The sequence below is a fragment of the Stutzerimonas decontaminans genome (assembly GCF_000661915.1).
In the GTDB taxonomy this organism is placed as follows: domain Bacteria; phylum Pseudomonadota; class Gammaproteobacteria; order Pseudomonadales; family Pseudomonadaceae; genus Stutzerimonas; species Stutzerimonas decontaminans.
The window spans coordinates 1,455,788-1,475,053 of record NZ_CP007509.1 but is presented as its reverse complement, the minus strand read 5'-3'; the positions used below and the strand labels follow the sequence as shown (position 1 = coordinate 1,475,053).

The following is a 19,266-nucleotide window of genomic DNA, read 5'->3' as shown; positions in this document are numbered from 1 at the left end:
ACGTCAGGCGTTGCCAGCCTGCTTGAGTCGAGCAGCCTGAGTGAAATCAAGCATCCGCTTGAGCGGCTTGACGGCACGCGGAATGAGCGCCGGATCGACGAAGATTTCATTACTCCCGGCGCGCAGGCACTCCAGCGTTCGCTCGAGCGTATTCATCGCCATCCACGGACAATGCGCGCAGCTTCGGCAGCTCGCACCCTGCCCGGCGGTCGGCGCCTCGATGAAGGTCTTCTCCGGGCATAGCTGCTGCATCTTGTAGAAGATGCCGCGGTCCGTCGCGACGATGAGCGTTTGCTGCGGCAATGTTTGCGCCGCTTTGATGAGCTGACTTGTCGAGCCCACTGCATCGGCAAGCTCAACTACAGCTTGCGGTGACTCGGGATGCACGAGTATCGCCGCATCGGGATATAACGCCTTCATGTCCGCGAGCTGCTTGGCCTTGAATTCCTCATGGACGATGCAGGCGCCATCCCAGAGCAGGATGTCAGCGCCGGTTTCGCGCTGCACATAGCTGCCCAGATGCTTGTCCGGGGCCCAGATGATCTTCTCGCCGTTATCCATCAGGCTTTCGACGATCTCCAGCGCGCAACTGGATGTCACCACCCAATCAGCACGCGCCTTCACAGCCGCCGAGGTGTTGGCGTAGACCACCACTGTGCGCTCAGGATGCTGATCGCAGAAGGCCGAGAACTCATCGACCGGGCAGCCCAGATCGAGCGAACAGGTGGCTTCGAGCGTCGGCATTAGCACGCGCTTCTCAGGGTTGAGGATTTTCGCCGTCTCCCCCATGAACTTCACACCGGCGACCAGCACTGTCTGCGCCGGATGCTCATTGCCGAAGCGCGCCATTTCCAGGGAGTCGGAGACGCAGCCGCCGGTTTCCTCGGCCAGCGCCTGGATCACTGGGTCGGTGTAGTAATGAGCGACCAGAACGGCATTCTGGCGCTTCAACTCCGCAGCGATTTCACTGCGCAACTGCGCTTCCTGCTCTGGCGTGAGGGGCTTGGGCTGCTTGGCCGCAAGGTGAGCCTGCACGAGGATGCGTTCGGGTATCTGCGTCATGGTCGCGGGTCCTGCCAGCACGGAATTGCACGACACGCCGAGCATAGCGGCATGGGCCTGCCTGTTCGGGCTAGTCGTCAAGGACGGGAGGAGCAGGATTCAGACACGCCTCCTGCCGTTCAACGGGGCAGGAATACTAGCCGAAGCCTCTGCAAAAGGGAAAGCGTGGCCGCGATTGCGAGCCAAGCAAGGCGTTGCACCCTGCAAAAAAAACCGCCGGCTCGAGGCCGGCGGTTTCTGTGGATCACTCGCCCTTGAGCATGTGTCCACGTTCTTCCAGGTTGATGTGCCACTGCATGGCTTGACCCAGCAGGTGCGGTGTCTGACCACCCTTCTTGCAGGCGTCCTCGAAGTACTTGTTCAGTACGTCGCGGTAGGACGGATGCACGCAGTTGTCGATGATGGCGCGAGCACGTTCGCGCGGAGCCAGACCACGCAGATCGGCCAGACCCTGCTCGGTTACCAGGATTTCGACGTCATGCTCGGTGTGGTCGACGTGAGCGACCATCGGTACGACGCTGGAGATATTGCCGCCCTTGGCAATCGACTTGGTCACGAAGATGGCCAGGTGAGCGTTACGCGCGAAGTCGCCCGAACCACCGATACCATTCATCATCTTGGTGCCGCCCACGTGGGTGGAGTTCACGTTACCGTAGATGTCGAACTCCAGCGCGGTGTTGATGCCGATAATGCCGAGACGGCGCACCAGCTCGGGATGGTTGGAGATTTCCTGCGGACGCAGTACCAGCTTGTCCTTGTATTTCTCCAGGTTGCCGAACACACGATCGTTGCAACGCTCGGAAAGCGTGATGGAGCAACCGGAAGCGAAGGTCATCTTGCCGGCGTCGATCAGCTCGAAGGTGCAGTCCTGCAGTACTTCGGAATACATCACCAGGTCTTCGAACGGCGAGTCGATCAGACCACACATAACAGCATTGGCGATGTTGCCGATGCCGACCTGCATCGGGCCGAGGTTCTTCGCCATACGCCCGGCAGCCACTTCACTCTTGAAGAACTCAACCAGATGGTTGGCGATGGCCTGGGTTTCTTCGTCCGGCGGAGTAACGGTGGAATAGGAATCCGGCTGGTTGGTGATGACGATCGCAGCGATCTTGGCCGGGTCGACCGGAATCGCCGCAGAACCGATACGGTCATCGACCTGGGTCAGCGGGATCGGACCACGGTTCGGACGCTCGCCCGGGAAGTAGATGTCGTGCAGACCTTCCAGATTCAGGTTGTGAGCCAGGTTCAACTCGATGATCACCTGGTCGGCAAACATGGCCAGGTTGGCCGAGTTGCCCACAGAAGTGGTCGGCACGATGTGGCCCTGCTCGGTAATGCACAGCGCCTCGATGATGGTGACATCCGGACGCTTGATCTGATGGTTGCGCATCTGCTCGACGGTATGCGACAGGTGCTGGTCGATGAACATGACCTCACCCGCGTTGATCGCCTTGCGCAGTACCGGATCTGCCTGGAACGGCATGCGGCGCGCCAGCAAACCGGCCGAAGCCATTTTGCCGTCGAGATCGTTGCCCAGGCTGGCCCCCGTCACCAGGCTGATCTGCAGCTTCTCGTCCTTGGCGCGATCGATCAGCGCAAGAGGCACGGCTTTGGCTTCGCCAGCGCGGGTGAAGCCGCTCATGCCAACGGTCATGCCATCACGAATAAGGGAAGCGGCCTCGTGGGCGCTCATGACCTTGTTCTGCAGAGAGGACAAGCGGATGCGATCAGAATACATTTGAGCCTCGAACCAACGGAAAATCAGGAGGGCCGCAGTCTATTACGTTTAAAAACGCTTAAGCCACCTACTAAGGTCGTAGAAAAAAACGCTTCTTTTGACCGAACGTAGCAGCCAGCGACAACGCGAAACTGCGGCCATTAAAAAAGCCGGACAACCCTGGCAGGTCTCCGGCTTCTTGAACTCCCCAAGGGAGCAATATGGTGGGTCGTGTAGGATTCGAACCTACGACCAATTGGTTAAAAGCCAACTGCTCTACCAACTGAGCTAACGACCCAATGCGGGGCGCATGATACTGATTTGATTGATGAAAACAAACTTTTTTTTAAAAAAGTTTCACCCGATCCTGCGCGCACCCATCAGTCTGTCGCGTTAGAAATAGCGCGTGGGATCAGCCAGTCCGGCCTCAGCAAAACCGGCCGCACGCAGCCGACAGCTGTCGCACTTCCCGCAGGCACGCCCGTCGGCATCAGCCTGATAGCACGAAACCGTCATTGCGTAATCCACACCCAGACGCGCGCCTTGCTGAACGATTTGCGCCTTGCTCAGTTGTTGCAACGGAGCCTGAATGCGGAAGCCTTTTCCTTCGACGCCGGCCTTGGTCGCCAGATTCGCCATGTGCTCGAAGGCTGCTACAAATTCCGGCCGGCAGTCCGGGTAGCCGGAATAGTCCACCGCATTGACGCCGATGAAGATATCGCGAGCCCCCAACACTTCCGCCCAACCCAGCGCGAGGGCAAGAAATACAGTGTTACGTGCCGGGACGTAGGTGACAGGTATCCCCTCACCTGGAACCTCAGGCACATCGATGCTTTCATCAGTCAGCGCCGAGCCGCCGATGCCATTGAGATTAAGCCCAATAACCTTGTGTTCGACCACACCCAGCTGCGCGGCGACTCGCTCGGCCGCCTGAAGTTCGGCACGATGACGTTGCCCGTAGTCGAAGCTCATGGTGTAGCAGGCGTAACCCTGATCTCGAGCCATAGCCACGACGGTGGCCGAATCAAGCCCACCCGAGAGCAGGATGACGGCTTTCTTCTCATTCATTTCGCATTACCTTCAAAACGGATAGGCGGGCCCGAATCTGCGCTGACGCCAAACCTTAATGGCCAGGCGCGTCGTGCCAGATGATCTTGTGCAGCTGCAGCTGCAAGCGTACAGGCAAATTGTCGGCGACGATCCAGTCGGCCAACGCACGCACATCGACCTGACCGTGGCTAGGCGAAAACAGCACTTCACCGGCACGCCGATCCAGCCCATATTCGATCAGCTTGCTGACAGCCCAGTCATAGTCTTCGCGAGAACAAATGACGAATTTCACCTGATCGTTACGAGTGAGGCAGGCAATATTCTCGTAGCGATTGCGTAAAACCTCTGCGGAACCTGGCGTCTTCAAATCGACCACGCGACTTACCCGCTCGTCCACCATCGAGATATCGAGCGCGCCACTGGTTTCAAGCGAAACCTCGTATCCGGCATCACACAAGCGCTGCAGCAAAGGCAAAGAGTTAGGCTGCGCCAGCGGCTCGCCGCCGGTCACACAGACGTAACGAGGGTTGTAGGAGGCAACACGCTCGACGATTGCGTCGACGCTCATCAGCTCTCCGCCACTGAACGCGTAGGCGGTATCGCAATATTGACAGCGCAGGGGACAGCCGGTCAGGCGAACGAACACAGTAGGCAAGCCACTGGTACGTGTTTCCCCCTGCAGCGAGTAGAAAATCTCGGTAATTCGCAGAGTCATATCAGCCACGGGCGTGACGGCTAAACAGGCCATCCGCCTCCGTTGCGGGAAATAGGGGCGGCGATTCTAACGAAAAAACCCGCACGATGGGCGGGTTTCGTTCGCTGTCGCCAATGTGATTTAGCGATTGAGCTGACGCTGTGCCAACTGCGCAGCCGATGTATTCGGATACTGGGCGATAACCTGGCGCAAAATGCCTTGAGCCTTGTCTCGATTACCCATACGAATTTCTACGTCAGCCAGCTTGTACAGCGAGTCCGGCACCTTGTTGTGCTGGGGATAAGCCTGGCTAACCCGGGCAAACGCCTGGCCGGCCCCCTGAAGGTCGCCCTTGGCCAGATTCACTTCCCCGAGCCAATACTGCGCATTGCCAGCGTATTGGCTATCCGGATACTTGCGCAAAAATGCAGCGAATGCCTGACTGGCCTTGTCGAAGTCCTTCGCCTTGATCAGGTCAAACGCGGCGTCGTAATAGAGCTTTTCCTGAGCAGGATCGCTCGACCCGCCCTGGGCCTGGCCTTGCGTGGCTGCGGGTGCGCTCGCATTGCCGGCGGTGGAAGGCATGTCGCGCGCGGGCGCCGTTTGATTGCCCGCCGAGACGGATCCGCTCGACATACGCCGATCCAGATCCTGATAACGTTCCAGCCCCTCTTGTTGCAGGCGCTGAAGCTGATTCTGTTGTTCCTCGAGCATGCCGCGCAGCTGCGCGATCTCTTCCTGCATCTGCTGCAGCTGCATGAAGAGCATGCCCTGTGCCGAAGATGGAGCAGCGGCTCCACCTCCGGCATAGGCACCGTCACCGCTCGGCACAGCCGTGGAATAGCCAGAGTTGCCGCTAGCGGCACCCCGTTCATAATCCACAACCGGCACTTGAGCTGCCGCCATGAGCGGCAGACCGAGCACTGTAAAAGTCAGAGCGTGGCGGTATTTGCGCATGACGAATTACTTACGCAGTTCGACGCGACGGTTCTGAGCCCAGGACTGCTCGTCGTTACCCATGGCAACCGGACGCTCTTCGCCGTAGGACACCAGCTCCAGCTGAGCCGGGGAAACGCCCTGCAGTACCAGGTAACGCTGTACTGCCTTGGAACGACGCTCGCCCAGAGCCATGTTGTATTCACGGGTACCGCGCTCGTCGGTGTGGCCTTCCAGAACGACGCGAGCGCCGTTGCCTTTCAGATCCTTGGCGTGAACGTCCAGAGCGCGCATGGCTTCCGGCTTCAGGTCGGAGCTGTCGTACTCAAAGTAGAAGGTGGTGATGGCGCGCAGAGCAGCTTCTTCGCTCATGCTGCTATCAACGGAACCGGAATCGGCACCGTAACCAGCGTTCGGATCGATCGCGCCCGAGCCTTCGCCCGAATCGTCGCCGCCCTTGGAGGAACAACCGACAGCAACAGCCATGGCCAGTGCCAGAGCGGTGAACTTACCGAATTTCAGCATTTCCATTTGTAACAACCCCAGGTGTGTTTTTGGTTAAAAGCGTTGATACCGCATCAGTTCAGGTAAGGGGACCAGGACGGCTCTCGGACTTCGCCTTGAGCTGTAGGAAGCGGGAGCCTAACGCGTCCATTGATGGACACGAGCATCAAGACTCCCCGGCCCTGCTGGCGGGTGGCGTAGATTAGCATGGTGCCATTAGGCGCAACAGTGGGCGACTCATCCAGACTGGTATCCGAAAGTATCCGCAGGTTGCCGCGCTGCAAATCTTGAGCAGCAACCTTAAAGTTTGTGTAGCCGTCCTGCCGATGAATCATGACCAGTGTCTTTTCATCAGCCGACAACTTCGGGTTGGCATTGTAGTTGCCAACGAATGTCACACGCTCGGCCGAATTGCTGCCCAACCGCTGTTTGTAGACCTGCGGCTTCCCAGCGCGGTCGGAGGTGAAGTAAATCGTCTGACCGTCCGCCCCCCAGAAGGGTTCGGTATCGATCGCATAGTGATTGGTCAGGCGCTGTATTTGGCGCGAGCCGAGATCCATGACGTAGACCTCGGGATTGCCGTCCTTCGACAGCACGAAGGCCAGACGATTGCCATCAGGAGAGAATGCAGGCGCGCCGTTCAGGCCTTCGAAGTTAGTGATCTGCTCGCGCCGGCCGGTGTCGATGTGCTGGATGAAGATGCGCGGACGCTTTTGCTCGAACGAAACGTAGGCAATACGGCGACCATCCGGCGAGTAACGCGGGGAGAGAATCGGCTCACGTGATTGCAGCAAGGTTACGGCGCGCGCGCCGTCATAGTCGGAGCGCTGCAGCGTGTAACGAGTGTTCGCACCACCCAGCCGCTCGACGGTGACATAAAGCAGACGAGTCGAAAACGCGCCCTTGATGCCGGTGAGTTTCTCGAACGACTGATCTGCTGCGTGGTGAGCCATGTCGCGCAGCTGATCCGGAGAGCCGCCGACCGTCCCGGTCATGACCTGCTGCTCGGTGGTCACGTTGAACACCTCGTAGCGGACCTGCAGTCGGCCACCCGCCGGCTCGATATTGCCGACCATGACGTACTGGGCGCCTAGGGCCTTCCAGTCGCGATAGATGATCTCGCTGCCGCGGGTCGGCATGCTGATCATGTTCTGCCGCGGAATCGGCTGAAAAATGCCGGAGTTGCGCAAATCGTTGCCGACGATCTCCGCCATATCTTCTGGCAGTACGGTGCCGCCCTGCCAGCCGAACGGCACCACCGCGATCGGAATCGCGCGGTCGGCGCCACTGGTTACGACAATATTTTTTTCCTGCGCCACCGCCATTCCTGCCAGGCAGCAGAGCAGGACAAGTAGACCTCGAAGGGAGTTGATCACAACGCAAGATCCTCAGGCGTGAATGTCATTTTGAAGGACCGGTAAGGCTGAAAGTCCTGCGGGCTCAGCCCCTGCATTTCTGTCAGCCGACCGATGTTCTTAACTGCGGCAACCGCAGAGTTGTCGAATGGCACGTCACCGCTGGAGCGCGACACGCTGACATTGGTAATGGTGCCATCTGGAAGCATGTTTACCTGCAGTTGCACGGTCATGTTGTTACGCGCCGAAGGCGGACGCGTCCAACCTTCTGCCGCGCGCAGCCTGATCAGATCATCGAAGTTGCCCGCAACCTGATCACCGTGGGTATCAGCCAGCGCCTGCTGACGCTCGGTTGTGTCCGAGAGCAGCTCGGCCAATGCTTGAGCCTTCTTGTCCTCTGCCGCCTTGCGCGCTGCATCGGCTGCCGCCTTCTTCTTAGCGTCTTCGGCTGCCTTTTTCTTGGCCGCTTCGGCTGCAGCTTTCTTCTTGGCGTCTTCCGCCGCTTTACGCTTGGCTTCTTCAGCGGCCTTCTTCTTCGCCTCCTCTGCCGCCTTTTGCTTGGCCAGCTCTTCGGCCGCTTTCTTCTTGGCGATATCGGCCTGCTTCTGCTGCTCGACCTTTTTTGCCTCTTCGGCCTTCTTCGCCGCAGCAGCTTTATCGGCTGCCGCTTTCGCCGCATCGGCCTTTCGAGCCTCTTCAGCCTTCTTTTGTTCCGCAGCGCGAGCGGCAGCGGCCTGCTTCTCCTGCTCGACCTTACGCTGCTCCATCTGCTCACTCTCGAACTGCTTGGCAGCGGTCTTCTTCGCTTCGCCCGCGATCTTCTGGTTGGTCTGCGTCGTTGCCTGACTCTGGGACTTCAACTGGTACAGGGTAGCCTGGACGATCGGCTTGGAAGGCGGCAGCTCGGGCGTCATCGAGAAGCTGACGAACAACATGCCGAAGATGATGGCGTGCAGGCCGACCGCCAGCACGGTCGGCCAGAAGTAGCTCTGCGAAGGCGACGAGTCACGCTGCTGCATCAAGGTGCCTCGGTGATCAGGCCGACATTACCGACGCCGGCTTCCTGCAGACCACCCATGGCAGCCATGACAGAGCCGTAATCCACGGCCCGATCGCCACGGATGAACACCTGGGTATCCGGGCGCTGACGCATGATGGCGACTACCGCCTGCGTCATGTCAGCCAACGCGACGGCTTCGTTACCTTTGCTCTCGGTGTCGACCTCGCTGCCGACGTTCCAGTAGTAGGTCTTGTCGGCCTTGATGGAGATGGTCAACACCTGCTTGTCGTTATCCTGCGGCAAGGCCTCGCTGCTGACCTTTGGCAGATCGACCTTGACACCCTGATTGAGCATCGGCGCCGTCACCATGAAGATGACCAGCAGTACCAGCATCACATCGATGTAAGGCACCACATTCATCTCGGCGACGGGCTTGCGTCTGTTGCGGATTCTGGCCATGGCCGTGGGCCTCAGTCTTCGGTGGTGTGAACTTTGCGGTGGAGAATGGCCTGGAACTCATCGGCAAAGGTGTAGTAACGACCGATGAGCATCTCGCCGCGCGCAGCGAAACGGTTGTAGGCGATCACCGCAGGAATCGCGGCAAACAAACCGATCGCCGTAGCGATCAGCGCTTCGGCGATACCCGGCGCCACGGTAGCCAACGTTGCCTGCTGAACCTGAGCAAGACCGCGGAAAGAGTTCATGATCCCCCAGACGGTGCCGAACAGGCCGATGTAAGGGCTGGTGGAACCGACGGTAGCGAGGAATGGCAAGCTCTGCTCGAGCTTTTCCTCTTCGCGGGAAATGGCCACGCGCATGGCGCGATTGACACCATCCATCACCGCATCAGGATCGACACCCTGCTGCTGGCGCAGGCGGGAGAACTCCTTGAAGCCTGCGCGAAAGATCTGCTCGACGCCCGAATCCGGGTCAGGATTGCTACCCGCCTGACGATAAAGCTTGGACAGATCGATACCCGACCAGAAGCGCTCCTCGAAGGTATCGAGCGCTCGTTTCGCTGCGCGCAGCATATTGCCGCGCTGGAAAATCAGGATCCATGAGGTCACCGAAGCGCCTACAAGTATCAGCATGACCAGCTGCACCACGAAGCTGGCGTTGCTGATCAGGCTCCACATGGACATGTGATCGACGTTGGCTTCCACGCTTACTCTCCTGCAGGGGATAGACCCGACCCCGCGAAGGCGGCACGCAGCGCTTCGGGAATGGCTCGGGGTTTCAAACTTTCGGCACGTACGCAGGCCACCAGCACCTGCCCCTCACAAAGCAGAACATCATCTACCGCACGCCGGACCTGCTGGCGAAAACGCAGACTGGCACGATTCAACTCAACCACCTCGGCCGTAACCAGCAACTCGTCATCCAGGCGAGCCGGGGCACGGTAGCGTGCCTCGACCGAATGCACGACGAACAGCAAGTCCTCACCAGCAAGCTGCGACTGGGCAAATCCCAGACTGCGCAACCGCTCGGTACGAGCTCGCTCCATGAATTTGAGGTAATTGACGTAGTAGACAATGCCGCCCGCATCGGTGTCCTCGTAATAGACTCGACAGCGGTGGGTGAAGATTTCAGCTCCGGCTTGCGCGCGCATACTAGTGCTCGGCCCTGTAAATGCCAATCGGGTAAGAGAACAATATTTTCTTCAAACTATGTCGCCATCGAAGAGATCCGGCGTCGGCGCGTCACTCATGCGCTTGGGCAAGTTGAGTCCGAAGTGCAGGTAGGCATGCCGGGTCACGACTCGGCCCCGCGGCGTACGCATGATGTAGCCCTGCTGAATCAGGTACGGCTCGAGCACGTCTTCGATGGTGTGGCGCTCTTCGCTGATCGCCGCGGCCAGGCTGTCGATGCCCACTGGACCACCATCGAACTTTTCGATCAGCGTCAGCAGCAGCCGGCGGTCCTGATGATCGAACCCTCGCTCGTCGACATCGAGCATGTTCAGCGCGAGATCGGCGATCTGTCGCGTGATCTCGCCGCGACCGCGCACCTCGGCGAAATCACGCACGCGACGTAGTAGGCGATTTGCAATTCGAGGGGTTCCTCGTGCCCGCCGAGCAATCTCGAACGCCCCCTCGGGCTCGGTCGGCAGACCCAGGATGCCAGCCGAGCGACTGACGATGGTGGCCAGATCTTCGGTGGAGTAGAACTCCAGACGCTGGACGATACCGAATCGATCGCGCAGCGGGTTAGTCAGCATGCCCGCACGGGTGGTCGCCCCGACCAGAGTGAACGGCGGCAAGTCCAGCTTGATCGAACGCGCCGCAGGGCCCTCGCCGATCATGATATCCAGCTGAAAATCCTCCATCGCCGGATACAGCACTTCTTCAACAATGGGCGAAAGGCGATGGATCTCGTCGACGAACAGCACATCGCCCGCTTCCAGATTGGTCAGCAGGGCAGCGAGGTCGCCAGGCCGCTCAAGCACGGGACCGGATGTGCTCTTGATCGACACACCCATCTCTTCAGCGATGATGTTTGCCAGCGTAGTCTTGCCCAAGCCGGGCGGGCCGAAGATGAGGGTGTGATCGAGCGCTTCCTGACGGCCCTTGGCGGCGCGAATGAACAGATCCATCTGCTCGCGCACGACAGGCTGCCCGATGTATTCGGCCAGCTTGAGCGGCCGAATGGCGCGATCCAGCTGCTCGTCGCGATCACGACTGCCCGCGGTGACGATACGATCCGCTTCGATCATGGTTTACACCATGCCCTTGAGGGCGCGGCGGATCATTTCTTCACTGCTCAAATCATCTTCCTGTATCGCGGACACCGCGCGGCTGGCTTCCTGCGGCTTGAAGCCCAGGGAGATCAACGCACTGACCGCATCATTCTCGGCGCTTGTGACTGCCGTTTTGCTTCCAGGTTCAACCACGAAGGTCGCAATGGCGGGCATGCTCTCCCACGCCTTGAAACGATCCTTCAACTCCACCAGCAGTCGCTCGGCGGTCTTCTTGCCAACGCCCGGGATACGCACCAGGACCGACGTATCCTGCGCCTGTACGCAGCGCACCAGCTCATCGACTTCCAGCCCTGACATCAACGCCAGCGCCAGCTTGGGACCCACGCCGTTCAAGCGGATCAGTTCGCGAAACAGCTCGCGCTCGCGCTTCTCGGAGAATCCATAAAGAAGCTGCGCGTCTTCGCGCACGACCAGATGGGTATGCAGGGTTACCGGCTCGCCGATCGCCGGCAGCCGATATAGCGTCGTCATTGGCACTTCAACCTCATAGCCGATGCCGTTGACGTCGAGAATCAGATGCGGCGGTTGTTTCTCCGCCAGCGTACCGCGTAAACGTCCGATCAAATCTGAGTCCTCCGTGGCTATCGCACTTACCGACGGCCAGTCGTTCTATTTGCCCAACAAGAAATGCTTGCAACGACTACAGACGCAGCCGCCCGCCCCGCCGCTTGGCCCCGATCAGGCCATGGGGAATAAGGCTTTGTCGATGATGCGCATGGCACAAGGCAATGGCCAACGCGTCAGAAGCATCGATCTGTGGTTTTTCCAGAAGCTTGAGCAGGTGCATGACCATCATCTGCACCTGTTGCTTGTCGGCTCCGCCCGTTCCGGCGATGGCTTGCTTGACCTGTGTCGCGGTGTACTCGGCAATCTGCAATCCCGCCTCCGCCCCAGCGACGATGGCCGCGCCACGGGCCTGACCGAGCTTGAGTGCCGAATCGGCATTACGCGCCATGAATACCTGCTCAATGCCCATCGTTACCGGGCCATAGGTTCGAATGACCTCGCTCACGCCACTGAACACAGCACGCAAGCGATCAGGCAGCTCGCCGGTGCCGGTGCGAATGCAACCGGAGGCGACGTATTCACAACCGCGACCGGTATCCCGTACTACGCCGTAACCGGTAATTCGAGAGCCGGGATCGATACCCAAAATCAGCGTCATGCCGTGCCGTGCTGTCTATTTATCCAGTGGCGAGTATACGGAGGCAGTTCCTGCTCCGCCACCGACAACAACACGCACAAGAAGCAGCTCATTACGCTGCCAGCGATGCGTCGGCCATAAAAAAGCCGGGAACCAATGATGCGGCTCCCGGCTGCAGATACCGCAACGCTTAGCCCAGCTGCTGCATGATCTCGTCGGAGATCTCCGCGTTGTGGTAAACGTTCTGCACGTCGTCCAGATCTTCCAGCGCATCGATCAAGCGAAGCACCTTCTGCGCGGTTTCGACGTCGGTGATCGGCGCCATGATCGATGGAATCATCGCCACTTCGGCCTCGTCTCCCTTGAAGCCCGCCTGCGTCAGCGCCTCATTGACCGAAAGGAAATCCGCGAAGCTGGTATAGATCTCGACCGACCCATCCTCCTGGCTGACCACGTCGTCGGCCCCCGCCTCCAGCGCCGCTTCCATCAACGCGTCTTCATCGACCCCGGGCGCATAGCTGATCTGACCCTTGCGATCGAACATGTAGGCGACCGAGCCGTCAGTGCCGAGGTTACCGCCGTTCTTGCTGAAGGCGTGACGCACTTCCGCCGCAGTGCGGTTGCGGTTATCGGTCATGGCCTCGACGATGATCGCCACGCCGCTCGGCGCATAACCCTCGTAGCTCAGCTCGGTCATGTTGTCCGCTTCGCTGGAGCCTGCACCCCGCGCGATGGCGCGATCAATGACGTCACGCGACATGTTGGCCGTCAGCGCCTTGTCCACAGCCAGACGCAGACGCGGATTGTCCGCCGGTACGCCACCGCCATGCTTGGCCGCCACGGTCAGCTCGCGGATCAGTTTGGTGAAGATCTTGCCCCGCTTGGCGTCCTGGCGCTCTTTGCGGTGCTTGATATTGGCCCATTTGGAATGACCAGCCATAACTCACTCCATTCTTCGACTGAATCAGAAAAACTCGATAACCGGTTGCGTCTTTCATTACTTGGTCAAGACAGCGGCCAGCTATCGCCGTAACGTCTCGCAACTCAGAGCCGCAAGACGAAGAAGCCTGGTAGAACCAGGCTTCGGGTAGCGCTTACTCCGCCTTTGGTTGCTCGCGCAAACGAATATGCAGATCGCGCAACGCCTTGTTGTCCACCGCACCCGGCGCCTGGGTCATCACGTCCGCCGCACTCTGGGTTTTCGGGAAAGCAATTACTTCACGAATGGACTGCGCACCGGTCATCAGCATCACCAGGCGATCTAGGCCGAAGGCCAGGCCGCCATGTGGCGGAGCACCAAATTTCAGCGCATCGAGGAGGAAGCCGAACTTCTCTTCCTGCTCGGCTTCATCGATGCCAAGAATGCGGAACACGGTCTGCTGCATTTCCTTGCGATGGATACGGATCGAACCGCCGCCCAGCTCGGTGCCATTGAGCACCATGTCGTAGGCACGCGATAGAGCCGCAGCCGGATTGGCCTCGAGCTCCTGCGGCGTGCACTTCGGCGCGGTAAACGGATGGTGCAGCGCGCTAAGCGAACCATCGTCGTTCTCTTCGAACATCGGGAAGTCGACCACCCACAGCGGCGCCCAGTCGCAGGTCAGCAGCTTGAGGTCGTGACCGATCTTGATGCGCAGCGCCCCCAGGGCCTCGGAAACGATCTTCGCTTTGTCGGCACCGAAGAAGACGATGTCGCCATCGACCGCACCGACGCGATCGAGGATCACGTTGAGATTGTCTTCCGGGATGAACTTGACGATCGGGGACTGCAGGCCCTCGACGCCCTTCGCGCGTTCATTGACCTTGATATAGGCCAGGCCCTTGGCCCCATAGATGCCAACGAACTTGGTGTAATCGTCGATCTGGCTGCGCGGCATGCTCGCCGCACCCGGGACGCGCAGCGCGGCAACGCGGCCTTTCGGGTCATTGGCCGGACCGGAGAACACCTTGAACTCAACGGCGTTGAGCTGATCGGCAACGTCCACCAGCTCCAGCGGGATGCGCAGGTCGGGCTTGTCCGAGCCGTAACGGCGCATGGCCTCCTCGAACGGCATGTGCGGAAACTCGCCGAATTCCAAGTCCAGCACTTCCTTGAACAACTTGCGGATCATGCCTTCGGTGATACCGATGATGTCCGCTTCGTCGAGGAAGCTGGTCTCGATGTCGATCTGGGTGAACTCGGGCTGGCGATCAGCGCGCAGGTCTTCGTCGCGGAAGCACTTGGCGATCTGGTAGTAGCGATCGAAGCCCGCAACCATCAGCAGCTGCTTGAATAGCTGCGGCGATTGCGGCAGAGCGAAGAAGTTGCCGGCGTGGGTACGGCTGGGAACCAGATAGTCACGCGCACCTTCGGGTGTCGGGCGACCAAGGATCGGGGTTTCCACATCCAGGAAGCCATTTTCGTCCAGGTAGCGGCGAATGCTGGTGGTGATACGCGAACGCAGCTTGAGCTTCTCGGCCATTTCCGGACGGCGCAGGTCGATGAAGCGATAGCGCAGACGCGTCTCTTCACCTACATCGCTGTACTCGTTAAGCGGGAACGGCGGTGTCTCCGCATCGTTCAGAACTTCCAGCTCGTAACCCAGGACTTCGATAGCACCAGAAGCGATGTTCGGGTTCACCGCGCCAGCCGGGCGCAGGCGCACCTTCCCGGTGATCTTCACCACATACTCGCTACGCACCTTGTCGGCTGTCGCGAAGGTTTCAGCGCGATCCGGATCGAAGACCACCTGAGCCAGGCCCTCACGGTCACGCACGTCGAGGAAGATCACCCCGCCGTGGTCACGACGGCGATGTACCCAGCCGCAAAGAGTGATTTCCTGGCCGTCCAGGCTTTCGTTCAGTTGGCCGCAATAGTGGCTGCGCATCATGGTGGAGTTCGCTTCTCGTATCTTGAATTCGATGGGGCGCTAGAGCCGCGACAGGCTGACAGCACTGCAGCTCTGCGCAAGCGGCTTTTGCCGCACGCGTTCTGCATATGGGCCGGGCGCTGCAGTTCGCGCAGGGGCGCCGGGCATAAGCGCGGGATTATATCCGCATAATCAGCGCGGCGCAGCCGTTGCCCCGAGCGATTGGACTTCGATCCGGAGATGGAACCCCGACTTGATCCGGGCCTTCAAACCCAGAGCCCCCAGTCATAAACGCATTGCTTCACAACATCGCGCGTTTTTCTGGCATAACTAACGACTGAACCATCCACCAGGAGAAAAAAATGGAAATCAACATCGGCATCGCCGAACAGGACCGGGCAGCCATCGCAGAGGGCCTGTCCCGACTGCTCGCCGACACCTACACCCTGTACCTGAAGACCCATAACTTTCACTGGAACGTTACTGGTCCGATGTTCAACACGCTGCATACCATGTTCGAAACCCAGTACACCGAACTCGCCATCGCGGTGGATGACATCGCTGAACGCATTCGCACCTTGGGCTTCCCGGCTCCCGGCACCTACGCAGCCTATGCTCGCCTAAGCTCGATCAAGGAAGAAGAAGGCGTACCTTCTGCCCAGGAAATGATCAAGCTGCTGGTGGAAGGCCAAGAAGCGGTCGTGCGCACCGCACGCGGTATCTTCCCACTGCTGGACAAGGTAAATGACGAACCAACAGCCGACCTGCTGACCCAGCGCATGCAGAGCCACGAAAAGACTGCCTGGATGCTGCGCAGCTTGCTGTCAGCCTAAGCGGCCTCTGGCCGGGGCGACATTTGTGCGCCCTGGCCAGCATCGCTGTTCGATCCTTGGCGAAACCTCCACGCCCTGCTCTTTCGCACTTTATCCCCGGCAGCGGCACGCATATTTGAGCGCCCCCCACCTTTACTGTTAAATACGCCGCGCTGCAACCCGGACCGCGCGGTTTCTCGAACAGTGTTCAGCCCTGGCCGACGAACGTTTTTCCAAGAGCTCCTGGCCTTGCGGCTTCTTCTGTCGTGTTATCAACCGTGAGTCATACAAGAATGCTGAAGATCGTCCATGTTCTAGCGGGCGTCATTGCCCTGTTACTGTCCTTTGCTCCCAGCCTGCGCGGCGCTTTGCCGCTTCTGCTGCAACCTGAGGCGCTGTGCCTGCTGATGCTCGGCCTGCTGAACGTTCAGTTTGCTCCCTCCGCCCAACTGATCGATGCCCGGACCCGACCTACACTCGTCGCCGCGTCCGCCTTACTGCTACTCTCCGTGGCCCTGCAGTCCTTCATCGTGCTCGCATCGCTGCCGCAGATTGCCGGCCAACCCGCTACGCTCGCCAGCCTGCTGCTCGCTCTGGTCGCAGTACTGCTGCACCTGGCCACACCTCGAGTGCAGCGCAAGCAGACTAAACCGATCCGCACGACTGCCGGCACGGCTAAGCCTTCGGCGCCAGGCCGCGAGGCCGGCACCGTTAAGTGGTTCAATACATCCAAGGGTTTCGGGTTTATCTCCAGAGATAGCGGAGATGATGTTTTCGTGCACTTCCGCGCCATCCGCGGAGAAGGACATCGCGTCCTGATCGAAGGCCAGCGCGTGGAATTCAGCATCATGATGCGTGACAAGGGGCTTCAGGCCGAGGATGTCGTCCCAGTAGAACCAGGCCGCTAAGCTCCAACTTCAACTCAGCGCCACTGGGGAAGAACGAAGCGACCTTCGCCCCGCCCCACTAACCATCAATAGTGCGGCGGCGCCTCGTCTTCGTCATTCCCCGTCGCGCCCTGCATTTCCTCCTGGCGCGTTGCCAGCGCTTGTAGCTGGAACTGCAAGCGCTCCACGACCCGCCGCTGCTCAACGAGAACATCGTTCAATGCCTGGATCGTGTCGTCCTGAAACGCCAGCCGTGTCTCCAGATCCATCACTCGCGACTCTAGATCCATGGTCATTCTCCGAAGCGGAAGTCGTTGGTCAGTACTAGCTTGAGCTTGTTTTTGATAGCGGCCACCTGTTCCTCAGTGTAAACCTTGGCAGGATGCCGCCCCCACACTGGAGCCGGCCACGCCACATCATCGCGCCGCCTCGCAATGACATGCATATGCAGCTGCCCGACCATATTGCCGAGCGTAGCGATGTTCATTTTGTCCGCACCAAAGGTGTCCTTGACCGTCTCAGCCAGCGAAGTGGTTTCCCTCCAAAGCGCCTGCTGATCTGCAGCATCAAGCTGGAACAGCTCGCTGACCTCTTCACGCCGAGGAACCAGAATAAACCAGGGGTACTGCGCATCATTCATCAGCAACAACCGACAGAGCGGGAAGTTACCAAGCAGCAAAGTATCCTGCTCCAAGCGTGAATCGAGAACGAACATAGGTCTACCTCTAGAAACGGAACCAGTGCAGAACGCACTACCTGTAGTGCCAGAAAGGATAGCCCAAGCAGAGCAGGGGCGGCCGACAAACAAACGCACTATGATGAGGCCAACCGCTGCCGCAGCGGCACCATAGCAGTGCAAGGTTGATGCAGCATCTGAACGGGCAAATGGAAATATCGGCTAAACGCCGGCTTGTGCACGATTTTTGCTGGCCCAACGAAGAGAACGCAGCAACGGCTACAAATCGCCGCAATCGCCGCCACGCTGCTTGCCCTAGCGCTGCACTAGAGCTACACAGTACATTCTCTGGATGGCTTTTCGCGAAAGCGGCCATTATTGGTCGAAAGCCTGATGCGGGACTAAGAAGTTGCACCCTTTGCGCCCAACTGCGGAAAGGTAAGCACCGTTTTTAAACCAAAGGAGCAATCACAATGAAAGTGATGAAGTGGAGCGTAATCGCCCTGGCCGTATCGGCGGGCACCTCCCAGATGGCGCTGGCCAGCCAGCAATCGGAGTCCAAGGGCTTCGTAGAGGACGCGAGCCTTGATCTGTTGCTGCGCAACACCTATTTCAATCGTGACTACAAGGACGGCGCCGGCGACGTTCGCAGCTGGGGCCAAGGCTTCATCACTACCTTCGAGTCCGGCTTCACCCAAGGAACAATCGGAGTAGGTGTGGATGCCTATGGGTTGCTGGGCGTTCGCCTTGATGGCGGCCGCGGCTACAACTATGGCGCCATGTTCGAGCGCGACTCCAATGGCGATCCGGAGCGCGACCTCTCGCAAGCTGGCGCAGCCATCAAAGCACAGTTCTCCAACACCGTGATCAAGTACGGCAACCAGTTCCCGTCCATGCCGGTTCTGGCTTATGACGATTCGCGCCTGCTGCCCGAGTCGTTCACCGGCACTTTAGTGACCAGCAACGAGATTGAAGGTCTGGAGCTGAACGCTGGCCGCTTCACAGCTGACAGCACCATGCAGTCCTCCAGCCGCGACGATGTAGGCCTGAAGAGCATCAACGTGGTCGGCGGTACCTATGCATTCAATGAAAATTTGAGCACGTCGCTGTATTTCGCTGACAACGAGGACGTTGCCAAGAAGAAATATGCCAACGTCAACTATGTGATGCCCTTCAGCAGCGACCAGTCGCTTAGCTTCGACTTCAACATTTACCGTTCCGATTACGACAAGGACTATGTCCAAGCCGCGGACACGACCTTCAACGACGACGGCTCGGTTGATGAGCTCGGCGCGCGCGAATCGCACGACAACACCATTTGGAGCCTGGCCGCCAAGTACTCTGTCGGCGCGCACGCTTTCATCCTGGCTCACCAACGTGTCAGCGGTGATCGTGGTTACGATTACGACATCGGCGACGGCGGCGGCTCCATCTGGGTAGCCAACTCCTACTACTCCGACTTCAATTCCAAGGACGAACGCTCCTGGCAGGCCAGCTATGAGCTGGACTTCAGCGGTTACGGCGTTCCAGGTCTGTTCTGGAAAACCGCCTATGTCTACGGCGACAACGTAGACACCGGCACCGGCGAAGGTAAGGAGCGCGAGTTCTTCAACCAGGTCCAATACGTCGTACAGAGCGGCCCGGCAAAAGACCTGTCGCTGAAACTGCGTAACTCGATCTATCGCTCCAACAGCGATATGCGCGAGTACTACAGCCCGGACCTGAACGAGATCCGTGCATTCGTCGAATACCCACTGAGCATCCTGTAACCCAGGCGTCAGTTCATTCGATGCAAAACGGAGCCCGGCGAAAGCCGGGC

21 protein-coding genes and 1 tRNA gene are annotated in these 19,266 nt (G+C 59.2%); 3 read left to right on the top strand and 19 right to left on the bottom strand.

Going from position 1 to position 19,266, the window contains the following annotated elements; translation table 11 throughout:
* Window positions 1-3 precede the first annotated feature (3 nt).
* From nadA to aspS, 17 genes are all read right to left on the bottom strand, one after another.
* Window positions 4-1,062 (bottom strand): quinolinate synthase NadA, encoded by a 1,059-nt coding sequence (gene nadA / locus UIB01_RS06885; protein ID WP_038658089.1) that lies wholly within the window; start codon window positions 1,060-1,062, stop codon window positions 4-6.
* Window positions 1,063-1,306: 244 nt separating this feature from the next.
* Window positions 1,307-2,803: a succinyl-CoA:acetate CoA-transferase ScpC gene (gene scpC / locus UIB01_RS06880; protein WP_038658087.1), complete on the bottom strand. Its 1,497-nt coding sequence runs from the start codon at window positions 2,801-2,803 to the stop codon at window positions 1,307-1,309.
* Window positions 2,804-3,004: 201 nt separating this feature from the next.
* Window positions 3,005-3,080, bottom strand: a tRNA-Lys gene (locus UIB01_RS06875).
* 95 nt (window positions 3,081-3,175) lie between these two features.
* On the bottom strand, window positions 3,176-3,850 hold the full coding sequence (queC, locus tag UIB01_RS06870; protein ID WP_038658086.1) for a 7-cyano-7-deazaguanine synthase QueC: 675 nt from the start codon (window positions 3,848-3,850) through the stop codon (window positions 3,176-3,178).
* Between the two features lie 55 nt (window positions 3,851-3,905).
* A complete protein-coding gene (gene queE, locus UIB01_RS06865; protein WP_038665478.1) occupies window positions 3,906-4,547 on the bottom strand; it encodes a 7-carboxy-7-deazaguanine synthase QueE in 642 nt (213 codons plus the stop codon).
* A 120-nt stretch (window positions 4,548-4,667) separates the two neighbouring features.
* Complete coding sequence (gene ybgF / locus UIB01_RS06860; protein WP_038658084.1) at window positions 4,668-5,483, bottom strand: tol-pal system protein YbgF; 816 nt, start codon at window positions 5,481-5,483, stop codon at window positions 4,668-4,670.
* 6 nt (window positions 5,484-5,489) lie between these two features.
* Window positions 5,490-5,993, bottom strand: a complete 504-nt coding sequence (pal, locus tag UIB01_RS06855; RefSeq protein ID WP_003280313.1) for a peptidoglycan-associated lipoprotein Pal — start codon at window positions 5,991-5,993, stop codon at window positions 5,490-5,492.
* Window positions 5,994-6,040: 47 nt separating this feature from the next.
* Window positions 6,041-7,342, bottom strand: a complete 1,302-nt coding sequence (tolB, locus tag UIB01_RS06850; protein ID WP_038658082.1) for a Tol-Pal system beta propeller repeat protein TolB — start codon at window positions 7,340-7,342, stop codon at window positions 6,041-6,043.
* A complete protein-coding gene (gene tolA / locus UIB01_RS06845; protein WP_038658080.1) occupies window positions 7,339-8,340 on the bottom strand; it encodes a cell envelope integrity protein TolA in 1,002 nt (333 codons plus the stop codon). Before tolA ends, tolB begins: the two co-directional genes overlap by 4 nt.
* Window positions 8,340-8,780, bottom strand: a complete 441-nt coding sequence (tolR, locus tag UIB01_RS06840; protein ID WP_015276364.1) for a protein TolR — start codon at window positions 8,778-8,780, stop codon at window positions 8,340-8,342. Before tolR ends, tolA begins: the two co-directional genes overlap by 1 nt.
* A gap of 11 nt (window positions 8,781-8,791) precedes the next feature.
* The gene (gene tolQ, locus UIB01_RS06835; protein ID WP_015276363.1) at window positions 8,792-9,484 is read right to left on the bottom strand and encodes a protein TolQ; all 693 of its coding nucleotides are present in this window, start codon (window positions 9,482-9,484) and stop codon (window positions 8,792-8,794) included.
* 2 nt (window positions 9,485-9,486) lie between these two features.
* Window positions 9,487-9,930, bottom strand: coding sequence for a tol-pal system-associated acyl-CoA thioesterase (ybgC, locus tag UIB01_RS06830; protein WP_038658078.1), 444 nt, complete (start codon window positions 9,928-9,930; stop codon window positions 9,487-9,489).
* 51 nt (window positions 9,931-9,981) lie between these two features.
* On the bottom strand, window positions 9,982-11,034 hold the full coding sequence (gene ruvB / locus UIB01_RS06825; protein WP_003300681.1) for a Holliday junction branch migration DNA helicase RuvB: 1,053 nt from the start codon (window positions 11,032-11,034) through the stop codon (window positions 9,982-9,984).
* Window positions 11,035-11,037: 3 nt separating this feature from the next.
* Window positions 11,038-11,643 carry a Holliday junction branch migration protein RuvA gene (ruvA, locus tag UIB01_RS06820; RefSeq protein WP_038658075.1) on the bottom strand — a complete coding sequence of 202 codons (606 nt, stop codon included), beginning with the start codon at window positions 11,641-11,643 and terminating at the stop codon, window positions 11,038-11,040.
* A gap of 76 nt (window positions 11,644-11,719) precedes the next feature.
* Window positions 11,720-12,244: a crossover junction endodeoxyribonuclease RuvC gene (ruvC, locus tag UIB01_RS06815; protein ID WP_038658074.1), complete on the bottom strand. Its 525-nt coding sequence runs from the start codon at window positions 12,242-12,244 to the stop codon at window positions 11,720-11,722.
* Between the two features lie 169 nt (window positions 12,245-12,413).
* Window positions 12,414-13,163, bottom strand: coding sequence for a YebC/PmpR family DNA-binding transcriptional regulator (locus UIB01_RS06810; protein WP_038658072.1), 750 nt, complete (start codon window positions 13,161-13,163; stop codon window positions 12,414-12,416).
* 154 nt (window positions 13,164-13,317) lie between these two features.
* Window positions 13,318-15,093: an aspartate--tRNA ligase gene (gene aspS, locus UIB01_RS06805; protein WP_038658070.1), complete on the bottom strand. Its 1,776-nt coding sequence runs from the start codon at window positions 15,091-15,093 to the stop codon at window positions 13,318-13,320.
* A 341-nt stretch (window positions 15,094-15,434) separates the two neighbouring features.
* Between aspS and UIB01_RS06800 the strand changes: the two genes are divergently transcribed.
* Together UIB01_RS06800 and UIB01_RS23565 are read left to right on the top strand one after the other, a co-directional pair.
* Window positions 15,435-15,905: a Dps family protein gene (locus UIB01_RS06800; protein ID WP_038658068.1), complete on the top strand. Its 471-nt coding sequence runs from the start codon at window positions 15,435-15,437 to the stop codon at window positions 15,903-15,905.
* Window positions 15,906-16,177: 272 nt separating this feature from the next.
* Complete coding sequence (locus UIB01_RS23565) at window positions 16,178-16,792, top strand: cold shock domain-containing protein (protein ID WP_038658066.1); 615 nt, start codon at window positions 16,178-16,180, stop codon at window positions 16,790-16,792.
* A 65-nt stretch (window positions 16,793-16,857) separates the two neighbouring features.
* Here UIB01_RS23565 and UIB01_RS06790 read toward each other — a convergent pair whose 3' ends face one another.
* Together UIB01_RS06790 and UIB01_RS06785 are read right to left on the bottom strand one after the other, a co-directional pair.
* On the bottom strand, window positions 16,858-17,067 hold the full coding sequence (locus UIB01_RS06790; protein WP_180983554.1) for a SlyX family protein: 210 nt from the start codon (window positions 17,065-17,067) through the stop codon (window positions 16,858-16,860).
* Complete coding sequence (locus UIB01_RS06785) at window positions 17,064-17,486, bottom strand: HIT family protein (RefSeq protein ID WP_038658063.1); 423 nt, start codon at window positions 17,484-17,486, stop codon at window positions 17,064-17,066. Before UIB01_RS06785 ends, UIB01_RS06790 begins: the two co-directional genes overlap by 4 nt.
* Window positions 17,487-17,920: 434 nt before the next feature.
* Here UIB01_RS06785 and UIB01_RS06780 point away from each other — a divergent pair, with 434 nt between their 5' ends.
* Window positions 17,921-19,216, top strand: a complete 1,296-nt coding sequence (locus tag UIB01_RS06780) for an OprD family porin (protein ID WP_038658061.1) — start codon at window positions 17,921-17,923, stop codon at window positions 19,214-19,216.
* Window positions 19,217-19,266 lie beyond the last annotated feature (50 nt).